This is a genomic window from Paenibacillus lautus, assembly GCF_050482385.1.
GTDB lineage: Bacteria > Bacillota > Bacilli > Paenibacillales > Paenibacillaceae > Paenibacillus_AQ > Paenibacillus_AQ lautus_B.
Map to the genome: position 1 here is coordinate 1 of NZ_JBCNHV010000039.1, position 17,317 is coordinate 17,317.

Sequence of the window (17,317 nt, forward strand, 5' to 3'; positions counted from 1 at the left end):
TTAGCCGTGGGAGTCTCAAAAGCAGCAAAACCGGCAAACGTATCAAAACACTTTATTTGTACGAGAGCGGCAGCAAAAAGCATACCGGTCATGTCGGAGGGCTTGCGGTTAGCAAAAAACATCTATGGGTGGCGTCCGGCAAAAATGTGTATAAAATTCCGCTGAGTACAATCCTGCATACCAAAAGATCCCGCCTCCGGTTAACGGATACGGGATCTTCTGGGTTTTGCGCCTGATTCTGAAGAGATCGCTGCTCTCAAACAGGCTGTTTTACTTCAGCGACAAGGCGCTTGAGTGACTCTTGCTTCCATCTCGGAATCCGAAGATGTTTAGCAGAAGGTGCCTTCTCCCCAAAGTAAACGATGCCTTGTTCTACCGTCGTGATTTTGTCTACGTTAACGTAGCAGTTTCCGCCGACATGATAGAACTGTTTACCGGAGAGCAGGGATGCGATTTTTTCGGCAGTCATTCTCTTTTTAATATTATAGTTTCTGCCGTGAAAGCTGACCAAACCGTGCGATCCGGTTTTAAAGAACAGAATGTCTGTCTCCACCACGAAGTCCTCATACATGTTGCGGGATTCCGATACGTGCTTCATCATTCTGCTGCCCCCTTTTCCAAGATCAACATTTGATAACGCTTACATTCTAACATGTTTTCCCTGGGGTTTAAAGAACTTTTTATTTCGCATTAAAAAAAGCCCATACCGCAAGGGTAGGGGCTTGGACTAACATTTAAGGTGCAGCAGGTGCTTCTGGTGTTTCAGCTGCAGGATCTGCTGGCGTTTTAGCCGGTGTTTCTTCCAGCGTATTGGTGATGGTTGCTTTATCTTTCAGCTCTTGAATATAGGCTGTGGATTCGGAATAAACCTTCTGGCTCTCAAGCTGACTGCGGATCTCTTCCTTCTTATCTTCCAGGGTAGGTTTCGTGGCAGCTTTACGATCAGTAACCTTGATGATGTGATAACCGAAGGAACTCTTCACCGGGGCGCTGATTTCGTCCTTTTTCAATTTGAATGCTGCTTCTTCAAATGCAGGGTCCATCTCACCGCGTCCGAAGAAGTTAAGATCGCCGCCGGTCTCCTTCGTAGCATCTTGGTTCTTCTCTTTGGCAATCGCTGCAAAGTCGGCGCCTTCCTTCAGCTGCTTCTCGATGGCTTCGGCCTCTTCCTTGGTTTCAACCAGGATGTGGGATGCGCGAACTTGCTCAGGCGTCGCGAAGCTGTCTTTGTATTGGTCATAGATTTCTTTAATTTCTTCATCGGTGACTTTGATTTTGTCGGCCATCAGTTTTTTGAGCTCAACCTGGGTTTTGGTTTGCTTTTTCAGGTCGTCAAGCGTCATGCCATTTTGCTGAAGAGCCGAATTGAATTGATCCTCGGACGGGAAAGTTGCCTTCAAGGTATCCACTTCTTTATTAACGTCAGCATCAGTCACTGTGATGGATTTCTTCTTCAGCTCCTGCTGGATCAATTCCTCTGTGATCATGGAATTGAGTGTTTGTTTACCGCCTGCGCTGACAAGCTCATTGTATAGATTATCCTTGGTAATGTTAACGTCATTGACTTTAGCTATAGCTTCATTGCCGGATCCCTTGGCAAATGGAGGGACAATCAGGACGACGATTAACGCTGCCGCCAATACCAGCGAAGCGATCATCCAACCTTTGCTTCCGTTGCCGCCGCCACCTTCAGGGGGCAGTTCATCGTAAAGCTGTTGATCCCCTGCTGGATGCATGAGTGCAGGCTGTTCGTTCTCGTTCTCATCCTTGTGAAGCTTGATCGGCTCCGGATCGGTTGAATCTATTCTTTCTTCTTCATTAGACAAGCTGCCCGGATCTTGTTGGTTATTCTCTTTCTCTTGGGCTTGTCCTTGTTCATCCTCGGGTTGCCCCGGATGGTATGGCTGCAAATCGTTATCTTTCATTTAATGATTGACTCCCTTCGACTGCATGTAATAATGAGTTGGTTTATTCTTTAATCACTTTACCAGATAAGCTAAGGGTTTACCTTAAGAAAAAATAAAAATTGAAAAGATAATCGAAAAAGTTGGAGCTTGGCCTACAGGATCAACATTCCCGCTATACCGCAGATAATTCCAAGCAGGACCACGGCAGCAACAACAAACCACATGACGTTCCTCGGGAACGAGCGTCTCACCATGAGAAGGGATGGAAGACTGATGGCCGGCAGGGTCAGAAGCAGCGCTGCGGCCGGGCCCGCTCCGAGGCCCGCTGCCATAAAGGCCTGAATGATCGGGATTTCCGCTGCGGTTGGAATGACAAACAGCATTCCCATCACGGAGAAGAAAATGACGGCCAGCAGCGTGTTTCCAGCAGCAGCCCCCAAATGCGGGAACATCCACACTTGCAGGGCGCCAAGGAGAAGCACGGCGATAAAATAAACCGGAACCACCCGAATCATCATATGACCGATGCTGGCGAACCAGCGTTTCCACAGCGGACGTTCATCGAGTTGTTCAGTGCTCACCGGCGCGTCAATCTCTACTGGATTCGCCTCTTTGGCAAAGCGGTTAGCCAGATAACTGACGCCAAAGGTCAGAATGATGCCGAAGACCAACCGCAGCGCGGTGAATTTCCATGACAAAACAAACGTCATAAACACGAGTGTTGCCGGATTGATGGTCGGGTTACCGATCCAGAACGCGAGGGCGGAGCCTACGGACACCTTTTTCTTGCGCAGACCGATCGCGATTGGTGCTGCGCAGCAGGAGCACATCATGCCCGGAATGGAGGCGATTCCTCCAATCGCCGTGCTGCCGAAGGTGGTTTTGCCAAGTACGCGGAGCAGCCACTGGGAGGGCAGCAGCGACTGGATCAAGGTCCCGAGCAGGATACCAAGCACCGCCGCTTTCCAAACGGCTTTAAAATACGTGACCGCATATTCCCAGGCTGCTTGCCAAGAAGGCGCGACATTGCCCGGGTCCATGCCTAATATGGAGGAGCCAATGCTGTGCTCCATTATGGCTTTGAGCGCTTTATCGTAATAAGGCCACCATTTTACATAGGTTAGCCCTGTTGCTGCAATGATGATGAAGATGGTGATGAACCAGATGGTTCTTCTGCGATCCGAATGATCAAAGGCCATTCTGCCGTCGCTTGAGTGATTCATGATCTATACTCCCCCGATGCGTTGTGAAATGATTTACATATCCAATCAATTAGTATATCACATTGTGGAACGAAGAAAGATATTCCCGGTAATTGCAAGAAATAGGAAGACGATTAGACTTGGAGCGGCCGATTTCTTATAATATAGATATTGTGTGTGATCACAAGTGTTAGTAAACGGACGAATATCAGATTATCCCCGGGGTAGATGAGACGTTTTTTATGCATCCACGCCGGGGTTGTTGCATGTGTTTTGTTAAAATTAACTCTTAAGACGAAGGGAAGACCCGTGATGAGTCAATCGGAGAAAATAAAATTAACCTCGTATTCCTCTAAAGGAGGATGCGGATGCAAGATCGGACCTGCAGACCTGGCACAGGTCATTCGCAAACTCCCGCAAGCCGAGCCGAATCCCAATTTATTGGTTGGTTTGGATACAAGTGATGATGCAGGCGTATACCGCCTTACGGATGAGTTGGCAATGGTTCAGACCGTCGATTTCTTTACGCCGATTGTGGATGATCCCTATGATTTTGGACAAGTGGCAGCAGCGAATGCCATCAGCGATATTTATGCCATGGGAGGCAAGCCGTTGACTGCCTTGAATATCGTGGCATTTCCGATCTCAACGCTGGACAAGCAGGTATTGACGGATATTTTGAGAGGTGCGGGGGATAAATTGAAGGAAGCGGGGGTAACCCTCGTTGGCGGGCACTCCATCGATGATAAAGAACCTAAATTCGGCCTTGCCGTTACAGGTACTGTCCATCCCGACAGAGTAAGAACCAATGCCGGCGCTAAGCCAGGCGATGCATTGATTTTGACCAAGCCAATCGGCGTGGGTATCCTGACGAGTTCCATCAAGAAGGATCTGTTAAGCGATGAGGAGATTCGCCGAGTTACCGCTGTGATGGCGGCATTGAACAAAACGGCTGCCGAGCTCATGGAACCATATGAGGTGCATGCGTGCACGGATGTGACGGGTTTCGGTCTCCTTGGTCATGCGCTTGAAATGGCGAAAGGAAGCGGCACGGGGATCCGGATTTCTAAACCTTCTGTTCCCATTTTGGAGCGGGTTCGAGAGATGGCCGATATCGGTGTTATTCCAGGCGGTACAAAAAACAACTATGATCACGTGAAGGACGACGTGGATTTCCCGGACGGCATGGACCAGATCGATAAGTGGATATTGTGCGATGCCGTTACTTCCGGAGGACTCCTCATTGCGGTTGATGGCTCGCAGGCCGATCAGCTTCTGTCAGAGCTTCGCCATGCCGGTCTGGAAGCTGGAAGAATCGGTGAGGTCGTGGATAACCATCCGAATCGCATTGTCGTTGAGTTATAAAGGGAATCGGGTTTTGTATCAATAAAGGAGCGAACAGACATGTTTCAAGACATCACCGTAAAAGAACTAATGGAATTGCAAAGCAAGAAAAAGATTACTTTGATTGATGTCCGTTCCCCTTCGGAGTACAGGGATTCCACCATTCCGGGAAGTCTGAACATTCCGGTCTTCAATGATGAAGAACGGGCGGAGATCGGGACAATTTATAAACAGGTGAGCGTGGATGCGGCTAAAGAGCGTGGACTTGCCATTATGTCGGCCAAGCTCCCGAGCTTTGTGAAGCAATTCAAGGAGATCGAAGGGGATAAGGCGGTCTATTGTTGGCGGGGCGGCATGCGCAGCCGGACCGCCGCAACCGTTCTCTCTTTAATGGATATCCATGTCAACCGGATTACGGGCGGGATTAAGGCTTACCGGAAGTATGTGCTGGATACGCTGGAGCATAAAAGTCTGGACGCAGAGGCATTTGTCCTTCATGGATTGACAGGCACAGGCAAGACGGCAGTGCTTAAACAGCTTCAGCAGGAAGGCTACCCGGTCGTGGACCTGGAAGGGCTGGCAGGACATCGCGGCTCGATCTTTGGACATATCGGTCTCCAGGCGAATAATCAGAAGACGTTTGATTCGGGATTAGTTGAGCGGCTGAAGCAACTGGAATCTGCGCCGTATTTATTATTTGAGGCGGAGAGCAAACGGATTGGGAAAATCGTCGTTCCCGATTTCATCATGAGGAAGAAGGAGTCTGGGGTAGCCATCGTATTGGAACTGCCGATGGCCGAGCGTGTTCGGCAGATCCTGGAGGATTACAACCCTGCCGCTTTTAAAGAGCAATATTTAGCAGCCTTTCAGTTAATCAAAAGCAGGATCCACACGCCTATCGCTGCGGAAATCGGCAAGTCGTTGGAAGAGGGGCGATTTGCTCAGGGAATACAGCTGCTGCTCGAGCATTATTATGATCCCAAGTATAATCACTCTTTCAGTCAATATGAGGGAAGCACGCCCATCGTTGTGGCGGTAGACCGGGTGGAAGAAGCTGTGGATGCGGTAAAAGATATATTGCGGAATCAAATGCTGCAGAAGACAGGCGCGTAAGGTAACAAAACAAAAGCTAATTTGACGAAGCAATTCACGATCTATGTGCGTTGCGTTGGCATGGACCGCTTTTATTGTGAGTTGGTTATAATTTAACCAGAACGGAAGATCGCCCCTGAAGTATGAGCGGATACAACCGTACCGCTTATACTAAGGGGCGATTTTTTTTATGGCAAAGGCATTCTCTTTAAATAGAGGATAAAGCTTCGGATATAGGAGTATCCCCTGAGATCAGGTCGAAGGAACGACGGAAGGTATTTTCTTCGTCCAAAGATAACAGAATCGTTCGTGCTACATCCTCGCGCGGAATGGATCCGCCCTGGATATCCTCCGCAGCGGTAATACGACCGGTACCGGGTTTATTCGTAAGTCCTCCTGGACGAATGATGGTGTACGTGAGGCTGCTCTGACGAAGCATGCGATCCGCGTAATGCTTGGCGGCATAATACGGTTTGATCTCCTCATTCCAAAATTCCCGATGATGGGCCCCCATCGCACTTACCATTACAAAACGCGAAACAGATGCTTGCTCGGCGGCTTCAATCATTTTTGCGGCTCCGTCCAGATCGATTAACAGGGTTTTGTCGTATCCGGTAGCTCCGCCTGAGCCGGCAGCGAATACCACCGCCTGGCAATTCTTCGCCGCATCAGCAAGCTCCTCGACCGATCCTTCCAGGTTTGCAAGAACACACTCTATTCCGGCAGCTTGATATGGGGCGGCCTGCTCCTCTTTTCTTACCATTGCTCTCACGGTATAGCCTTCATGGTCTTGCAACAGATGTGTAAGCTGTTTGCCGATTTGGCCGTTGGCACCGACAACGAGAATCTTCATGTGGACATGCTCCTTTACGGTAAAAATTTCCTTGAAAGAGTAATCATTGCGATTTTGACATAGACTACGGGATATTTCATGTATATCCCAAATGTACTTTCCTTTATCTCGGGAAAATGATATTATCTTGTTTTCACCAATTGACACGGGTTCGAAACAAAGGCAAAGGAGAAAAGAGAGTTGAGCGGACAGAAGCTACACCCGACTTCAGGAAGACAACGCTGGATTTTTCTCATATCGATGATCAGTCTCATAGGATTTGTCACGCTGGCAGCTTTGGTAAAGCGGCAAGGCCTGGAAACGTTTGACATGGCGATCATAACAACGGTACAAGCCTGGGAGCAGCCGCTTATCACGGATATCGCCATCGGGCTGTCGTTTATAGGTTCTATCGGACCGGTGATTATGTTATGTCTGATTGTAATCGCCGTGCTATATTGGGTACTGGGGCACCGCGTGGAGATCCTTCTCCTTATTGTGGTCGTCTTTGGTTCATCTATTCTGAATGTATTATTAAAATGGGTCTTTCAACGGGCGAGGCCTGACATCCACCGCTTAATTGAAATTACGGGATATAGTTATCCCAGCGGACATTCCATGGCTGCCTTCTCGTTCTACAGCGTGTTGGCTTACTTGCTGTGGAGACATATTGACAGCAGGGCGGGGAGAGGGACTTTAATATCCATCTCCGTCGTCATGATTCTGGGCATCGGACTAAGCAGAGTCTATCTTGGGGTCCATTATCCAAGCGATATTCTTGGCGGATATTTGGCTGCTTGCGCTTGGCTTGGATTTTTGGTCCGATCTTACGAGAAGAGGATGGGGAAGCGCGCCAACCCGGAAGATGTGATTGAATCGGAAACTGCATAACATTGGAAGCGTAAGGGTAATTCATGTAATAGCGGTTCAAACGGAGGAGTATGTATCATGATGTGTATCCATAGATGTGAAATTGGGTTCGGTAAGGAGGGCTGTCTGTGGCGTTTGGAGCAAGAATGTTCAAAACCGGCTTAGCCGTGACGCTGGCTCTTTATTTAGCCATGCTCTTTGACTTTAAATCCCCTGTTGTTGCCGCCATAGCCGCGATTTTTGCGATGCAGCCATCCATATACAGGTCGTGGAGATATTTCCTGGACCAGCTGCAGACCAGTACGCTCGGTGCGATTCTGGCGATGCTCGGAGGATACTTTTTATCGAATCAGCCGATTTCCGTCGGTTTGGTGTGTATTCTAGTGATTATGATTTGTATGAAGCTGAATATGGGTGAGACCATCGGACTTACGCTTGTCACAGTAATATCTGTGATGGAAGCTTCAGGTCAATGGGATTTTGCGCTCAATCGCTTTATTCTGACGATTATCGGTATCATATCTGCATTTCTTATCAATATTCTTGTGTTTCCCCCGAAGCCCAAGGAACAGTACATCACGCGGATTCATATTGTATTTGGCAAAATGTCACTGCTGCTGCGCACGGCCATCTCTCACGAAATGAAGGATTCGGTGTACCGTGCGGAGAAGAAGGAGCTGGAATCGGCGATCAAATCGTTGTCCGACAAATACAATTTGTTTGAGGAAGAGCAGAGGAAGCTAAAGCGGGCCAAGTACAGTCAAGCAAGGCAGCTCGTGGTGTATAAGCAATTGCTCCAATCCCTACGTAAGGGGTATGAAGTGCTAGATGCGGTGGAGAACCACTATTTTCAGGCGGAACGATCCGAAGAAATCGACGAGCAGTTTGATCACAATCTGGAACGGTTAATGAAGTACCATGAGCATATCTTGTGGAAATTCGAAGATAAACTGAAACCGAATGAAGACGAAGCCGAGACCATGGCGGAGAACAATGAAGCGTTCATGGAGCAGGTGATGTGCGGGCCAGGCGCCAATTCCGGGGGGCTTCGGCTGTCGGTGGTGGCCGCATCCATGTATGATTACGGATATCAGCTTGACCGGCTGAACCGGGTAGCGGATCATATCAGCCGCGTCGCGGATGATAAAGAGCAGGATGAAGCCTTGTTCTCATGGCTGCGTAAATAAGTGAAGTTCACCATGAGGGTGCCGATCAAGATGCCACATTTGATCGGCTGTTTTCATGCACCAGGATTTAGGATGATTCCTCTTGGCAGTGAGCCTTGGGAATGGTATTGTATATGAACGCAAAAAAACCGCCCGGTGGGTCGGTTCTGGATTTCGATGTTGAATTATATGAAGCACATTGTTATAATTAGCAATGGTTTGTCATTAAAACTCAAATTCATGGTTAGAATATCACAATTGTATTATAACACAGGCAACTTGCGCTGTCAACCAGTATATTAGGGGGATGAACAAATGGCTATCAGCGAACAGGATTGGAAAGAAGAACAGGCACGGGTAACGGAAGTGACAACGAAAATCGGTAATAAAATATCTCAGCTGGAAGCGAGCGTCGGAGATATCCGTGAAGTCGTTATTGATATGCGGAAAGACTTTTGGGACGAAGTAACGGTCAACTTCAGCAACCCGGACGATTTGGGTGAAACGTCGACCAACCTGAGACAGCAGTCGCAGGTGCTCGCGGAACGTGAGCATGCTCATCTGCAATCCAGCAAGCTGCTTAAAAAGTATAGAAAACTTGTGGAATCCCCTTACTTTGGACGCATTGATTTTCAAGAGGATGGAACCACGGAGACGGAAACCATTTATTTGGGGACAGGATCTTTTTTGGATGAACATATGGAGACGTTTCTGGTTTACGACTGGCGGGCTCCGATATCAAGCTTGTATTATGACGGGGCACCGGGGCAGACCCAATATGAAACGCCTTCGGGTACGGTTAAAGGCGAAATGCTGCTTAAGCGCCAATTCGTCATCCATGACGGCGAGATCAAGGTATTGTTTGATACCGGGGTGACGATCGGAGATGAGTTGCTGCAGCAGGTCCTCAGCCATAGCGCGGATGATCGGATGAAGAGCATCGTAGCTACAATTCAGAAGGAACAGAATGCCGTCATCCGAAACGACAAAACTCGCATGCTGATCGTTCAGGGCGCTGCCGGCAGCGGCAAAACCTCAGCGGCACTGCAGCGAGTGGCCTATCTGCTGTATAAGTACCGGGAGACGCTTCGGGCCGATCAGATGATTCTGTTCTCACCGAACCCGCTGTTCAACAGTTATGTATCCACGGTGCTTCCGGAGCTTGGTGAGGACAATATGCAGCAGACGACCTTTCAGTCCTATCTGGAGCACCGGCTTGGCAAAGAGTTTGAGCTTGAAGACGTGTTCACGCAGACGGAAACCTTGCTGAATGCGGACGATACGCCGCATTACCGGGCACGGCTTCAGAGTATATCCTATAAATCCTCGGGTGCTTATCTGGACACCATCAGACGATACAAGGAGCTGCTGGAACAGGGCGGGATGCTCTTTAAGCCGGTCGTATTCCAAGGTAAGGTTATCGTCAGCTCCGATGAAATGTCCGCGCAGTTCTACGGTTATGATGCGGCGGTTAAGCTTGCTGGCCGGATCGACCTCATGAAAGAGTGGATGCTGAAACGACTGTCGGAGTTTGCCCAGAGCGAAAAAGACGCCCCGTGGGTGGAGGAGCAAATTCAGCTCCTGGATACGGATGATTACCAACGGGCCTTTCAAACGATGAGACGTAAGCAAAACCGGAAGGCAGACACGTTTGACGATTTCGATAAGGAAAGGGACGTCCTTGCTAAAATGGTCATCAGTACTCGGCTCAAGCCGGTCAGACGCTGGATCAAGCGGTTCCGTTATGTGGATGTGAAAGGCATGTATCGAAAACTATATACGGATGAATCGTTATTTCGACGGGCGGCCGGAAATTTGGAGACGCTCCCGGACTATTGGGAAGAAATCTGCAATCTTACCGTAACGTCACTGGACAACAAATCGCTGTTGTATGAGGATGCGACTCCGTTCCTCTATCTGAAGGAGCTGCTTCAAGGCTTCCGCACAAACACGTCGATTCGTCACGTCATTGTTGATGAAGTACAGGACTATTCCGGATTTCAGCTAGAATTCCTGAAGCGATTGTTCCCGCGAGCGAAAATGACGGTGCTGGGTGACCTTAATCAAGCGATTTACGCACATGGAGAGGCGCTCGGCAATCTCGAAAATCTGGTGAGTCTGTACGGCAAGGAGGATACGGAGGTTATCAATCTGACGCAAAGTTACCGGTCCACGTATGAAATCGTTGATTTCACGCGGAAGATGATACCGGGCGGGGAGCGGATCGTTCCATTTAACCGGAGCGGCGAAGCTCCGCGTGTGGTTGCGGTGAACGATGAAGAACACCTGCATGGAACGATAGTCTCTGATATCCGTGAGCTTCATGAACAGGGATTCCAGTACGTGGCGGTGATCTGCCGAACAGAAGAGGAGAGCAGACGCGTACACGAGCAGCTGTCAGCAGATATACCTGCGCGGTTAATTACGAAAACTACTCCGGCTTTTGAGAAAGGAACGCTTGTCGTTCCTGCCTATTTGGCCAAGGGCGTGGAATTCGACGCGGTGATCATATACAACGGCTCTGAGGATGTGTACCACCGCGAAAGCGACCGCAAGCTGTTCTACACGGCATGCACGCGTGCCATGCACAAACTTCATGTATATCATATCGGGGAAAAGAGCCACTTTATCCCGGATCAAGATTAAATGAGTAAAGGTCTGTCTGAGCAACGACTCAGGCAGACCTTTTTTTCATAATTGATATATGAAAACCAAACCATGTTTCATAACAGAGGAAAAAAACGGAAGTGAATCTAGGGAGAGCTAGGGAATATACGTTATACCATAAGGAGGGAGTTATCCAATATTTATCATGATTTGACCGGTGATTAATAATTTTTTTCAATAATTTTCGGGATAAGTGCTTTCTCGACCGCCGAGTCTATTCATTTTGGACACAAATTTGACGAAAAAAGGATTGGGGGTATATTACTTATCAAAGGTCGGGTGCTTGCGGATGAAGATAAAAACAAAATTAATTCTTTCGTCTACGATTCTTGCAACGGTTACGGTAGTTATCGTAATCATCGCATTCATCACTTCGAACATGACGGAGAAGAGGTTCAGCGAAATTATTGAAGTGGATCAGAAGGTCATTTATAACCTGACCCAATTGGAGACCCTATTGACGGGCGTCTCTAATGATGAGCGGGGCTACTTATTGACCGGGGATTCGACCTTTGCAGATTCATTGAAAGCGAAACAGGAGTCCGTCGCCAAACTCATGGCTGAAACCAAAGGCTTGATGACTGCTGAGGAAGACCAAAAGGTATTTAACGAGATCGAAACCGGGTATGTCATCTACACCGAGGCCGTGACTGAGGTGTTAAACAAATTGGGGTATGACACCGGTTTTTACAAGGCTGTACCGTTCCGGGTATATGAGGCTGCGTTTAGCAAGGAACGGGAAGTGCGCAATTCCTTCAGTACGCTTGTCGCCCAATTTACGGTGGATAAAAATGAAGCCCTGGCTAAACAGGCTGATCAGATTGCGGCCAGCAGCCGATTTCAGAATTTGATCATTATGCTGATCGGAGTTGCAGCCGTTGTTTATTTTGCTATACAGGGATATCTTCTTATTCGCTCGATTCGTCCTTTGAATCAAATGAGCGAACAACTCTTGAAGATTGCCGAAGGTGGCGGTGATCTGGTTACCCGATTACATATCACAACAAAAGACGAAATCAGGGATGTAGCCGACGCTTATAATAAATTGGTCGATGGCTTCAGGGAACTGGTCGTACAGGTGCAGGATACGGCCGGCAAAGTCGGTGTCGCAGCTTCGACGCTGCACTCCACGACCGAGGAAATTCGTCAAGCTTCTCAGCAAACCTCTGGGATTATGGAAGAGCTGGCGGCCGGGGTAGAGAACCAGCTTCAGGATACGGAGGAAACGACAGCTACGGTAACGGACATGGCGGAAGGCATGAAACATATCGCGCATGCCGCCCAAGACGTCTCCGGATTGGCAGCAACGACGAACCAACTTGCGGCTGGAGGGGAACAGGCACTTATACATACGCTGGCTCAAATGGAAGGCATACGCACCAGTGTGGATCAATCCGCGCAATCGGTGCGGGCGCTCGGCGAAAAGGCCTCCAACATTGGAGCGATGGGACAAATCATTATCGAAATTGCAGAGCAGACATCACTGCTTGCCTTGAATGCCTCCATTGAGGCCGCTCGGGCGGGCGAGCATGGCAGAGGTTTTGCGGTTGTAGCGGCTGAGGTCCGGAAATTGGCTGATCAGGCCTCAAACTCCTCCGTTGAAATCAGACAATTCGTCCATGAGCTTCAGCAGGATATTGTTGATTTGGCCGGCGTGATGGAGCGGGGCACCCGGGAAGTGACCGAGGGCATGAACGTGGCACAAGGCGCCGAGAGAGCTTTTAAGGACATTGAGCAATCCGTCGGCGAATTGAACGAACAAATTCAGAGTGTCACTGCTGCAACTAAACAGATGGACTCCGGAGCCGGGGAGCTTGTTCATGCAATCCGCAGAATTCAGGAGGTCACGGAGACAACGGCAGGTGGAACCCAAAGCGTCAGTGCAGCCACGGAAGAGCAGCTGGCCTCTATGGAGGAAATTACAAATTCCGTTGAGGATCTGAACGTAATGTCCAGCAAGCTGCGGCAGTTGATGTCCGGATTTAAAGTATAAATAAGGAAAAATCGCATATGGGAAAAAGCGGCCACCTTGCAATCATGCATATTCCGGGTAAAAGAACCTACAATATGGATGACAGATAACGCAAAGGTGGTCTTTCTCTCATGGAAAACAAAAAATGGGATCTGGTTGCCCTTGCATCCATACCACTTATCATGACGTTGGGAAATTCCATGCTGATTCCCATCTTGCCGCAGATTTCAAAAGCTCTGGGGATCAGTTCCTTCAAAGTCAGTATGCTTATAACGGTATATGCTGTTGTAGCCATCTTACTGATTCCGATTGCCGGTTATTTATCGGATCGGTATGGACGAAAGAAAATCATCATCCCAAGCTTAATTATTGCGGCGTTAGGCGGAGCAGTCTCGGCTGTAGCAGCTTGGATGCTGAGTGGGACGGCGGCATATTACGTTATTCTGGCGGGTCGGTTTCTGCAGGGAATTGGTGCTGCCGGGGCATTCCCCATTGTTATTCCGCTTGTCGGTGACATGTTTAAAGAGGAAGAAGAGGTTAGTAAGAGTTTGGGTATTATCGAAACCTCCAATACGTTTGGCAAGGTAGTCAGTCCGATACTGGGTGCCCTGCTCGGAAGTTTTATTTGGTTCTTGCCCTTTATAGCTATTCCGATTCTGTGCTTGATCTCTATCGTGCTTGTCATTTTTCTTGTGAAGACGCCAAAGTCAAACCATAACGATAAACAATCCATTCGCGAGTTTTTGAAAACAACCAAGCAGGTTTTGCACGAGAAGGGAAGATGGCTGTATGCGATATTTGCCATCGGCGGCATCGCGATGTTTGGCGTGTTCGGCGTACTTTTCTATTTGTCGGAAACGCTTGAAAGCACATACCATTTACACGGTGTGGTGAAAGGGCTGGTGCTTGCGATTCCGCTAGCTTTGTTATGTCTTTCATCTTATTTAGCCGGTAAATTTACGGGCAAAAATAAAGCGGCTAAGAAGTGGACCGGTTTCGCGGGCATGGCCATTTTGACGGCTTCCTTGATCGTTACCGGATTTAGTGCACAGATCTATTTTGTCGTCGGCATGATGACGCTTGGTGGCATCGGGATCGGGATGGTACTGCCATGCATGGACACGCTGCTGACGGAAGGCATAGAGAAGGAGCAGCGCGGCACCATTACCTCTCTCTACAGCAGTATGCGTTTTATCGGCGTATCGCTCGGTCCGCCAGTTGTTTCACTGCTGCTCGGGGCGAATCATTGGGTGCTGTTCGGCACGTTGGCAGCCGTCGCGGCTGTAGGCGGCCTGCTCACATTATTCGCCGTGAAGCCGGAGGCGAAGGAAGACGATACCGGAGGGAATTCATACCGAGTGGATTTCAAGAAACCGCAGGGCTTGAAAAAGAAAGGTCTTGTCCAGAAATAATGGACAAGACCTTTTTCTCATATTCGGATACGGCTCGGGAGCATAGGGAACGGAGGTCCACTCGTATAATCAAGTAAACGAGCTCCGCATGATCCATCCGGTTCGGTGCGGGAGGTTAGAGCTATGCGTGCAAAACATTCGGATGAAATCGAAGAGATGCCAAAGAATTGGCTTTTGCTTTCGAATCTCCGTTATCCTGCAACGGTGGGTTCGGTATCCTCAAGCTTTGATGCAGCTTTAGTGCGTGATTTGCCGGTGGTCTGCATGACGATATAAATCAGGATCAACAGAACTAGCGCAATGGCTGAATATCGGTACATGATAGCGTACGAAGTGGATTTGGCGATGGAGCCGAGCGCGATAGAGCCAATAGCGACACCGAAATCCAGGGAGTTGAAGAACATGCCGTTGGCCATGCCGCGCTGGAGCGGATGAACCTCCTGGATCATCCAGGTCTGGATGGACGGCTGCATCGCACCGAAGCCAAGGCCGTAACATAATGCCGATAACAGCATAGTTCCCGTCGATGAGGCGATGGTCAGCAACAGCAAACCGGTAACCATCAGAACAGCAGCAGGTATAACGAGCGCCTTGTGTCCATACCGGTCATAGATTCTGCCGGAGAACGGCCGTACCAGTATAATGGCAATGGCATTGAACAAGAAGAAATACTGGGGATTCCGGAGGTGAGCCTCGGCGCCGAACAAAGCCATGAAGCTCAGCAGCCCGCCGTACGTAATGGACATCAAAAAGTTAAGGACGCTGGGTAGAATCAGCTTTTTATTGAATGAGCCCTTCGGTTGTTCCTCCGCTCGAGGTTGAACTGCTGCGGGACGCTCCGGGTTCCGTTTTGCCGATCTTGACGTCAGGACGTAAGCGAGTGGGAAGATAAGTACATTGATAATGACGGTGATGACCACAAGCGGTGTGAAACCCCCGTCTTGCAGGAGCGTCAAACCGATCATCGGGCCGATCGACATGGCGAGTGTGGTAGATAATCCGAAATACCCCATGCCCTCGCCCAGTCGTTTGATAGGAATGACGTCTGAAGCCATCGTAGGAAACGAGGTGCTAGTCATGCCAAAGCCGATGCCAAACAAAACGCGCATTAATAGCAGAAAGGCGATGCCCGATGCCCAGTAATAGCCGAGCGTGGCTGCCAGCGATATCAACAGCCCGACGTACAGAAGCAGGCGCAGTTTTCCTTTTTCCAGCGCTTTGCTTGACACGAAGCGGGAAGCGATCGCACTGAAGGCGAACAGGCTGGTTATCAGGCTGACCTGAAGTGGGCTTGCCATGAACGCCGCCTTGGCGTATGCGGGCAGCGTGGTCAGCATCATCTGCAGGGTCAGAAACAGAAACAGGTTGCTGACCATCAAGGTGATGAATTCTTTGGTCCATAATCGTTGTTTCGAATGTATTTCATTCATGTGAAACATCACTCCTGTTATTCTCTAAGTTGTGTATGTTGGTATTGATACGTGAGAGTGTGTCCCAGAACATCTCTAATTGATGATCGTCAATGCCTTCGATTAACTGGCTCCCGCATTGACTTTCGATCGTTGTGGTTGTCTCGATCAATTCTTTGCCTGTATCCGTTAAATAGAGCTGGAAAGCTCTTCGGTCGTTTACTGATACGGATTTGCGGGTGTATCCTTTTTTCTCAAGCAGATCCAAAATGCGGGTAGTGGTCGGTTGATCCTTGTCCGCTTTGGCGGCAACTTCCTTTTGATTTAACCCTTCGTGCTCTCCGATGTGGTACAGCACCAGCCATTGCTCAGGGGTGATATCATAGGGCTTCAAGGCGTTAGCAAACAAATGGGATGCGCGGCGATAGGTGTAACCCAGATGAAAACCGATGGAGGGATTGCGTTTAGGTACTTTCAAGAAACAAGTCACACCTTTCATTTCAAGTTTTCGAAAATAGTTGTCTAAACAATTATATGCCTGACATGCAAATCAGTCAAACCATTCAAAAAATTAATTGACTGCCTGACAGGGTTTCGTAAAACGATGTGGAATATGAAAAATGGAATGATAACATAGCTCTAACAATTGCGAGCTATATTTATAGTACAAACCAATTTCTAACCACTCAGGAGGAAGTACAAATGTCACAATTGATTAATTTTGCACACCGCGGGTCATCGGCTATATGCCCCGAGAATACGATGGCTGCCTTTGCCAAAGGCTTGGAGCAGGGAGCTACCGGAATTGAAACCGATGTTCAGATGACGAAGGATGGAAGGCTGGTACTGATCCATGATGAAAGTGTCGCCCGTACCACGGGAGCTGAGGGGCTAGTCAAGGATTATACATACGAAGAACTGGCAAAGTTGGACGCAGGCGCATGGTTTGGATCGGCTTTTCAAGGGGAAAGGATCCCGCTGCTGGAAGAATTGCTGGAATTAACGAAAAACCGTGGCACGATCGTGAACATTGAGCTGAAGAACGGATCGATTCAATATCCTGAGCTGGAAAAACGCGTAATCGAGACCGTAAGACACTACAATATGTCAGAGCAAATCGTCATCTCAAGTTTCAATCACTATTCCCTGGTGGAGTGCAAACATATTGATCCTGAAATCCGTACCGGCCTGCTGTATGGGGAAGGGTTATACAAACCGTGGGAGTATGCCAAATTGGCTAAAGCGGATGCGCTTCATGCATACCATCGCGCAGTTCTGCCTGAATGGGTAGCGGAAGCGAAGCAGCATGGCGTTGTCTATCACCCGTGGACCGTCAATGACGAGGAACAAATGAAAGTCTTGATCGATGCAGGCGTGGCGGGCATTATTACGGATTATCCGGATGTACTCGGGGGATTGCTACAAACCAAGGGAGCGTGACTTT

The 17,317-nt window shown here is 48.8% G+C and carries 14 protein-coding genes and 1 pseudogene; 9 read left to right on the forward strand and 6 right to left on the reverse strand.

Going from position 1 to position 17,317, the window contains the following annotated elements; translation table 11 throughout:
* A pseudogene (locus tag ABEW73_RS33070) lies at positions 1-236 on the forward strand (hypothetical protein); the annotation flags it as partial.
* Positions 237-256: 20 nt separating this feature from the next.
* On the opposite strand, the gene ABEW73_RS33075 reads toward ABEW73_RS33070, so the two are convergent.
* The 3 genes from ABEW73_RS33075 to ABEW73_RS33085 form a co-directional block, all read right to left on the reverse strand.
* A complete protein-coding gene (locus ABEW73_RS33075; RefSeq protein ID WP_009590070.1) occupies positions 257-601 on the reverse strand; it encodes a LytTR family transcriptional regulator DNA-binding domain-containing protein in 345 nt (114 codons plus the stop codon).
* 133 nt (positions 602-734) lie between these two features.
* Complete coding sequence (locus tag ABEW73_RS33080) at positions 735-1,925, reverse strand: peptidyl-prolyl cis-trans isomerase (protein WP_430168575.1); 1,191 nt, start codon at positions 1,923-1,925, stop codon at positions 735-737.
* A gap of 134 nt (positions 1,926-2,059) precedes the next feature.
* Positions 2,060-3,130, reverse strand: a complete 1,071-nt coding sequence (locus tag ABEW73_RS33085; RefSeq protein ID WP_430168572.1) for a permease — start codon at positions 3,128-3,130, stop codon at positions 2,060-2,062.
* Positions 3,131-3,421: 291 nt separating this feature from the next.
* Here ABEW73_RS33085 and selD point away from each other — a divergent pair, with 291 nt between their 5' ends.
* Positions 3,422-4,474 carry a selenide, water dikinase SelD gene (selD, locus tag ABEW73_RS33090; protein WP_430168569.1) on the forward strand — a complete coding sequence of 351 codons (1,053 nt, stop codon included), beginning with the start codon at positions 3,422-3,424 and terminating at the stop codon, positions 4,472-4,474.
* A 39-nt stretch (positions 4,475-4,513) separates the two neighbouring features.
* Positions 4,514-5,566: a tRNA 2-selenouridine(34) synthase MnmH gene (gene mnmH, locus ABEW73_RS33095; RefSeq protein WP_430168566.1), complete on the forward strand. Its 1,053-nt coding sequence runs from the start codon at positions 4,514-4,516 to the stop codon at positions 5,564-5,566.
* 187 nt (positions 5,567-5,753) lie between these two features.
* Here mnmH and ABEW73_RS33100 read toward each other — a convergent pair whose 3' ends face one another.
* Positions 5,754-6,398, reverse strand: a complete 645-nt coding sequence (locus ABEW73_RS33100; protein WP_430168563.1) for an SDR family oxidoreductase — start codon at positions 6,396-6,398, stop codon at positions 5,754-5,756.
* A 180-nt stretch (positions 6,399-6,578) separates the two neighbouring features.
* Between ABEW73_RS33100 and ABEW73_RS33105 the strand changes: the two genes are divergently transcribed.
* From ABEW73_RS33105 to ABEW73_RS33125, 5 genes are all read left to right on the forward strand, one after another.
* Complete coding sequence (locus tag ABEW73_RS33105; RefSeq protein WP_430168560.1) at positions 6,579-7,268, forward strand: phosphatase PAP2 family protein; 690 nt, start codon at positions 6,579-6,581, stop codon at positions 7,266-7,268.
* A gap of 107 nt (positions 7,269-7,375) precedes the next feature.
* Positions 7,376-8,434: an FUSC family protein gene (locus ABEW73_RS33110; RefSeq protein WP_430168557.1), complete on the forward strand. Its 1,059-nt coding sequence runs from the start codon at positions 7,376-7,378 to the stop codon at positions 8,432-8,434.
* A gap of 294 nt (positions 8,435-8,728) precedes the next feature.
* Positions 8,729-11,059, forward strand: coding sequence for an RNA polymerase recycling motor HelD (helD, locus tag ABEW73_RS33115; RefSeq protein ID WP_430168555.1), 2,331 nt, complete (start codon positions 8,729-8,731; stop codon positions 11,057-11,059).
* 310 nt (positions 11,060-11,369) lie between these two features.
* Positions 11,370-13,073: a methyl-accepting chemotaxis protein gene (locus ABEW73_RS33120; RefSeq protein ID WP_430168552.1), complete on the forward strand. Its 1,704-nt coding sequence runs from the start codon at positions 11,370-11,372 to the stop codon at positions 13,071-13,073.
* Positions 13,074-13,183: 110 nt separating this feature from the next.
* A complete protein-coding gene (locus ABEW73_RS33125; RefSeq protein ID WP_430168549.1) occupies positions 13,184-14,464 on the forward strand; it encodes an MFS transporter in 1,281 nt (426 codons plus the stop codon).
* 191 nt (positions 14,465-14,655) lie between these two features.
* Here ABEW73_RS33125 and ABEW73_RS33130 read toward each other — a convergent pair whose 3' ends face one another.
* Positions 14,656-15,894, reverse strand: coding sequence for an MFS transporter (locus ABEW73_RS33130; protein WP_430168546.1), 1,239 nt, complete (start codon positions 15,892-15,894; stop codon positions 14,656-14,658).
* Positions 15,887-16,351, reverse strand: a complete 465-nt coding sequence (locus ABEW73_RS33135; protein ID WP_430168543.1) for a MarR family winged helix-turn-helix transcriptional regulator — start codon at positions 16,349-16,351, stop codon at positions 15,887-15,889. Before ABEW73_RS33135 ends, ABEW73_RS33130 begins: the two co-directional genes overlap by 8 nt.
* A 224-nt stretch (positions 16,352-16,575) precedes the next feature.
* Between ABEW73_RS33135 and ABEW73_RS33140 the strand changes: the two genes are divergently transcribed.
* Entirely contained in the window at positions 16,576-17,313 is a 738-nt protein-coding gene (locus ABEW73_RS33140) for a glycerophosphodiester phosphodiesterase (RefSeq protein ID WP_430168541.1), read from the forward strand.
* The last annotated feature ends 4 nt before the right edge of the window (positions 17,314-17,317 follow it).

Coding starts and splice junctions, on each gene's coding strand:
- mnmH (WP_430168566.1), top strand. CDS start 4,514: ATGTTTCAAGACATCACCGTAAAAGAACTAATGGAATTGCAAAGCAAG.
- helD (WP_430168555.1), top strand. CDS start 8,729: ATGGCTATCAGCGAACAGGATTGGAAAGAAGAACAGGCACGGGTAACG.
- ABEW73_RS33140 (WP_430168541.1), top strand. CDS start 16,576: ATGTCACAATTGATTAATTTTGCACACCGCGGGTCATCGGCTATATGC.
- ABEW73_RS33120 (WP_430168552.1), top strand. CDS start 11,370: ATGAAGATAAAAACAAAATTAATTCTTTCGTCTACGATTCTTGCAACG.
- ABEW73_RS33085 (WP_430168572.1), bottom strand. CDS start 3,130: ATGAATCACTCAAGCGACGGCAGAATGGCCTTTGATCATTCGGATCGC.
- ABEW73_RS33075 (WP_009590070.1), bottom strand. CDS start 601: ATGATGAAGCACGTATCGGAATCCCGCAACATGTATGAGGACTTCGTG.
- ABEW73_RS33080 (WP_430168575.1), bottom strand. CDS start 1,925: ATGAAAGATAACGATTTGCAGCCATACCATCCGGGGCAACCCGAGGAT.
- selD (WP_430168569.1), top strand. CDS start 3,422: ATGAGTCAATCGGAGAAAATAAAATTAACCTCGTATTCCTCTAAAGGA.
- ABEW73_RS33100 (WP_430168563.1), bottom strand. CDS start 6,398: ATGAAGATTCTCGTTGTCGGTGCCAACGGCCAAATCGGCAAACAGCTT.
- ABEW73_RS33125 (WP_430168549.1), top strand. CDS start 13,184: ATGGAAAACAAAAAATGGGATCTGGTTGCCCTTGCATCCATACCACTT.
- ABEW73_RS33130 (WP_430168546.1), bottom strand. CDS start 15,894: ATGAATGAAATACATTCGAAACAACGATTATGGACCAAAGAATTCATC.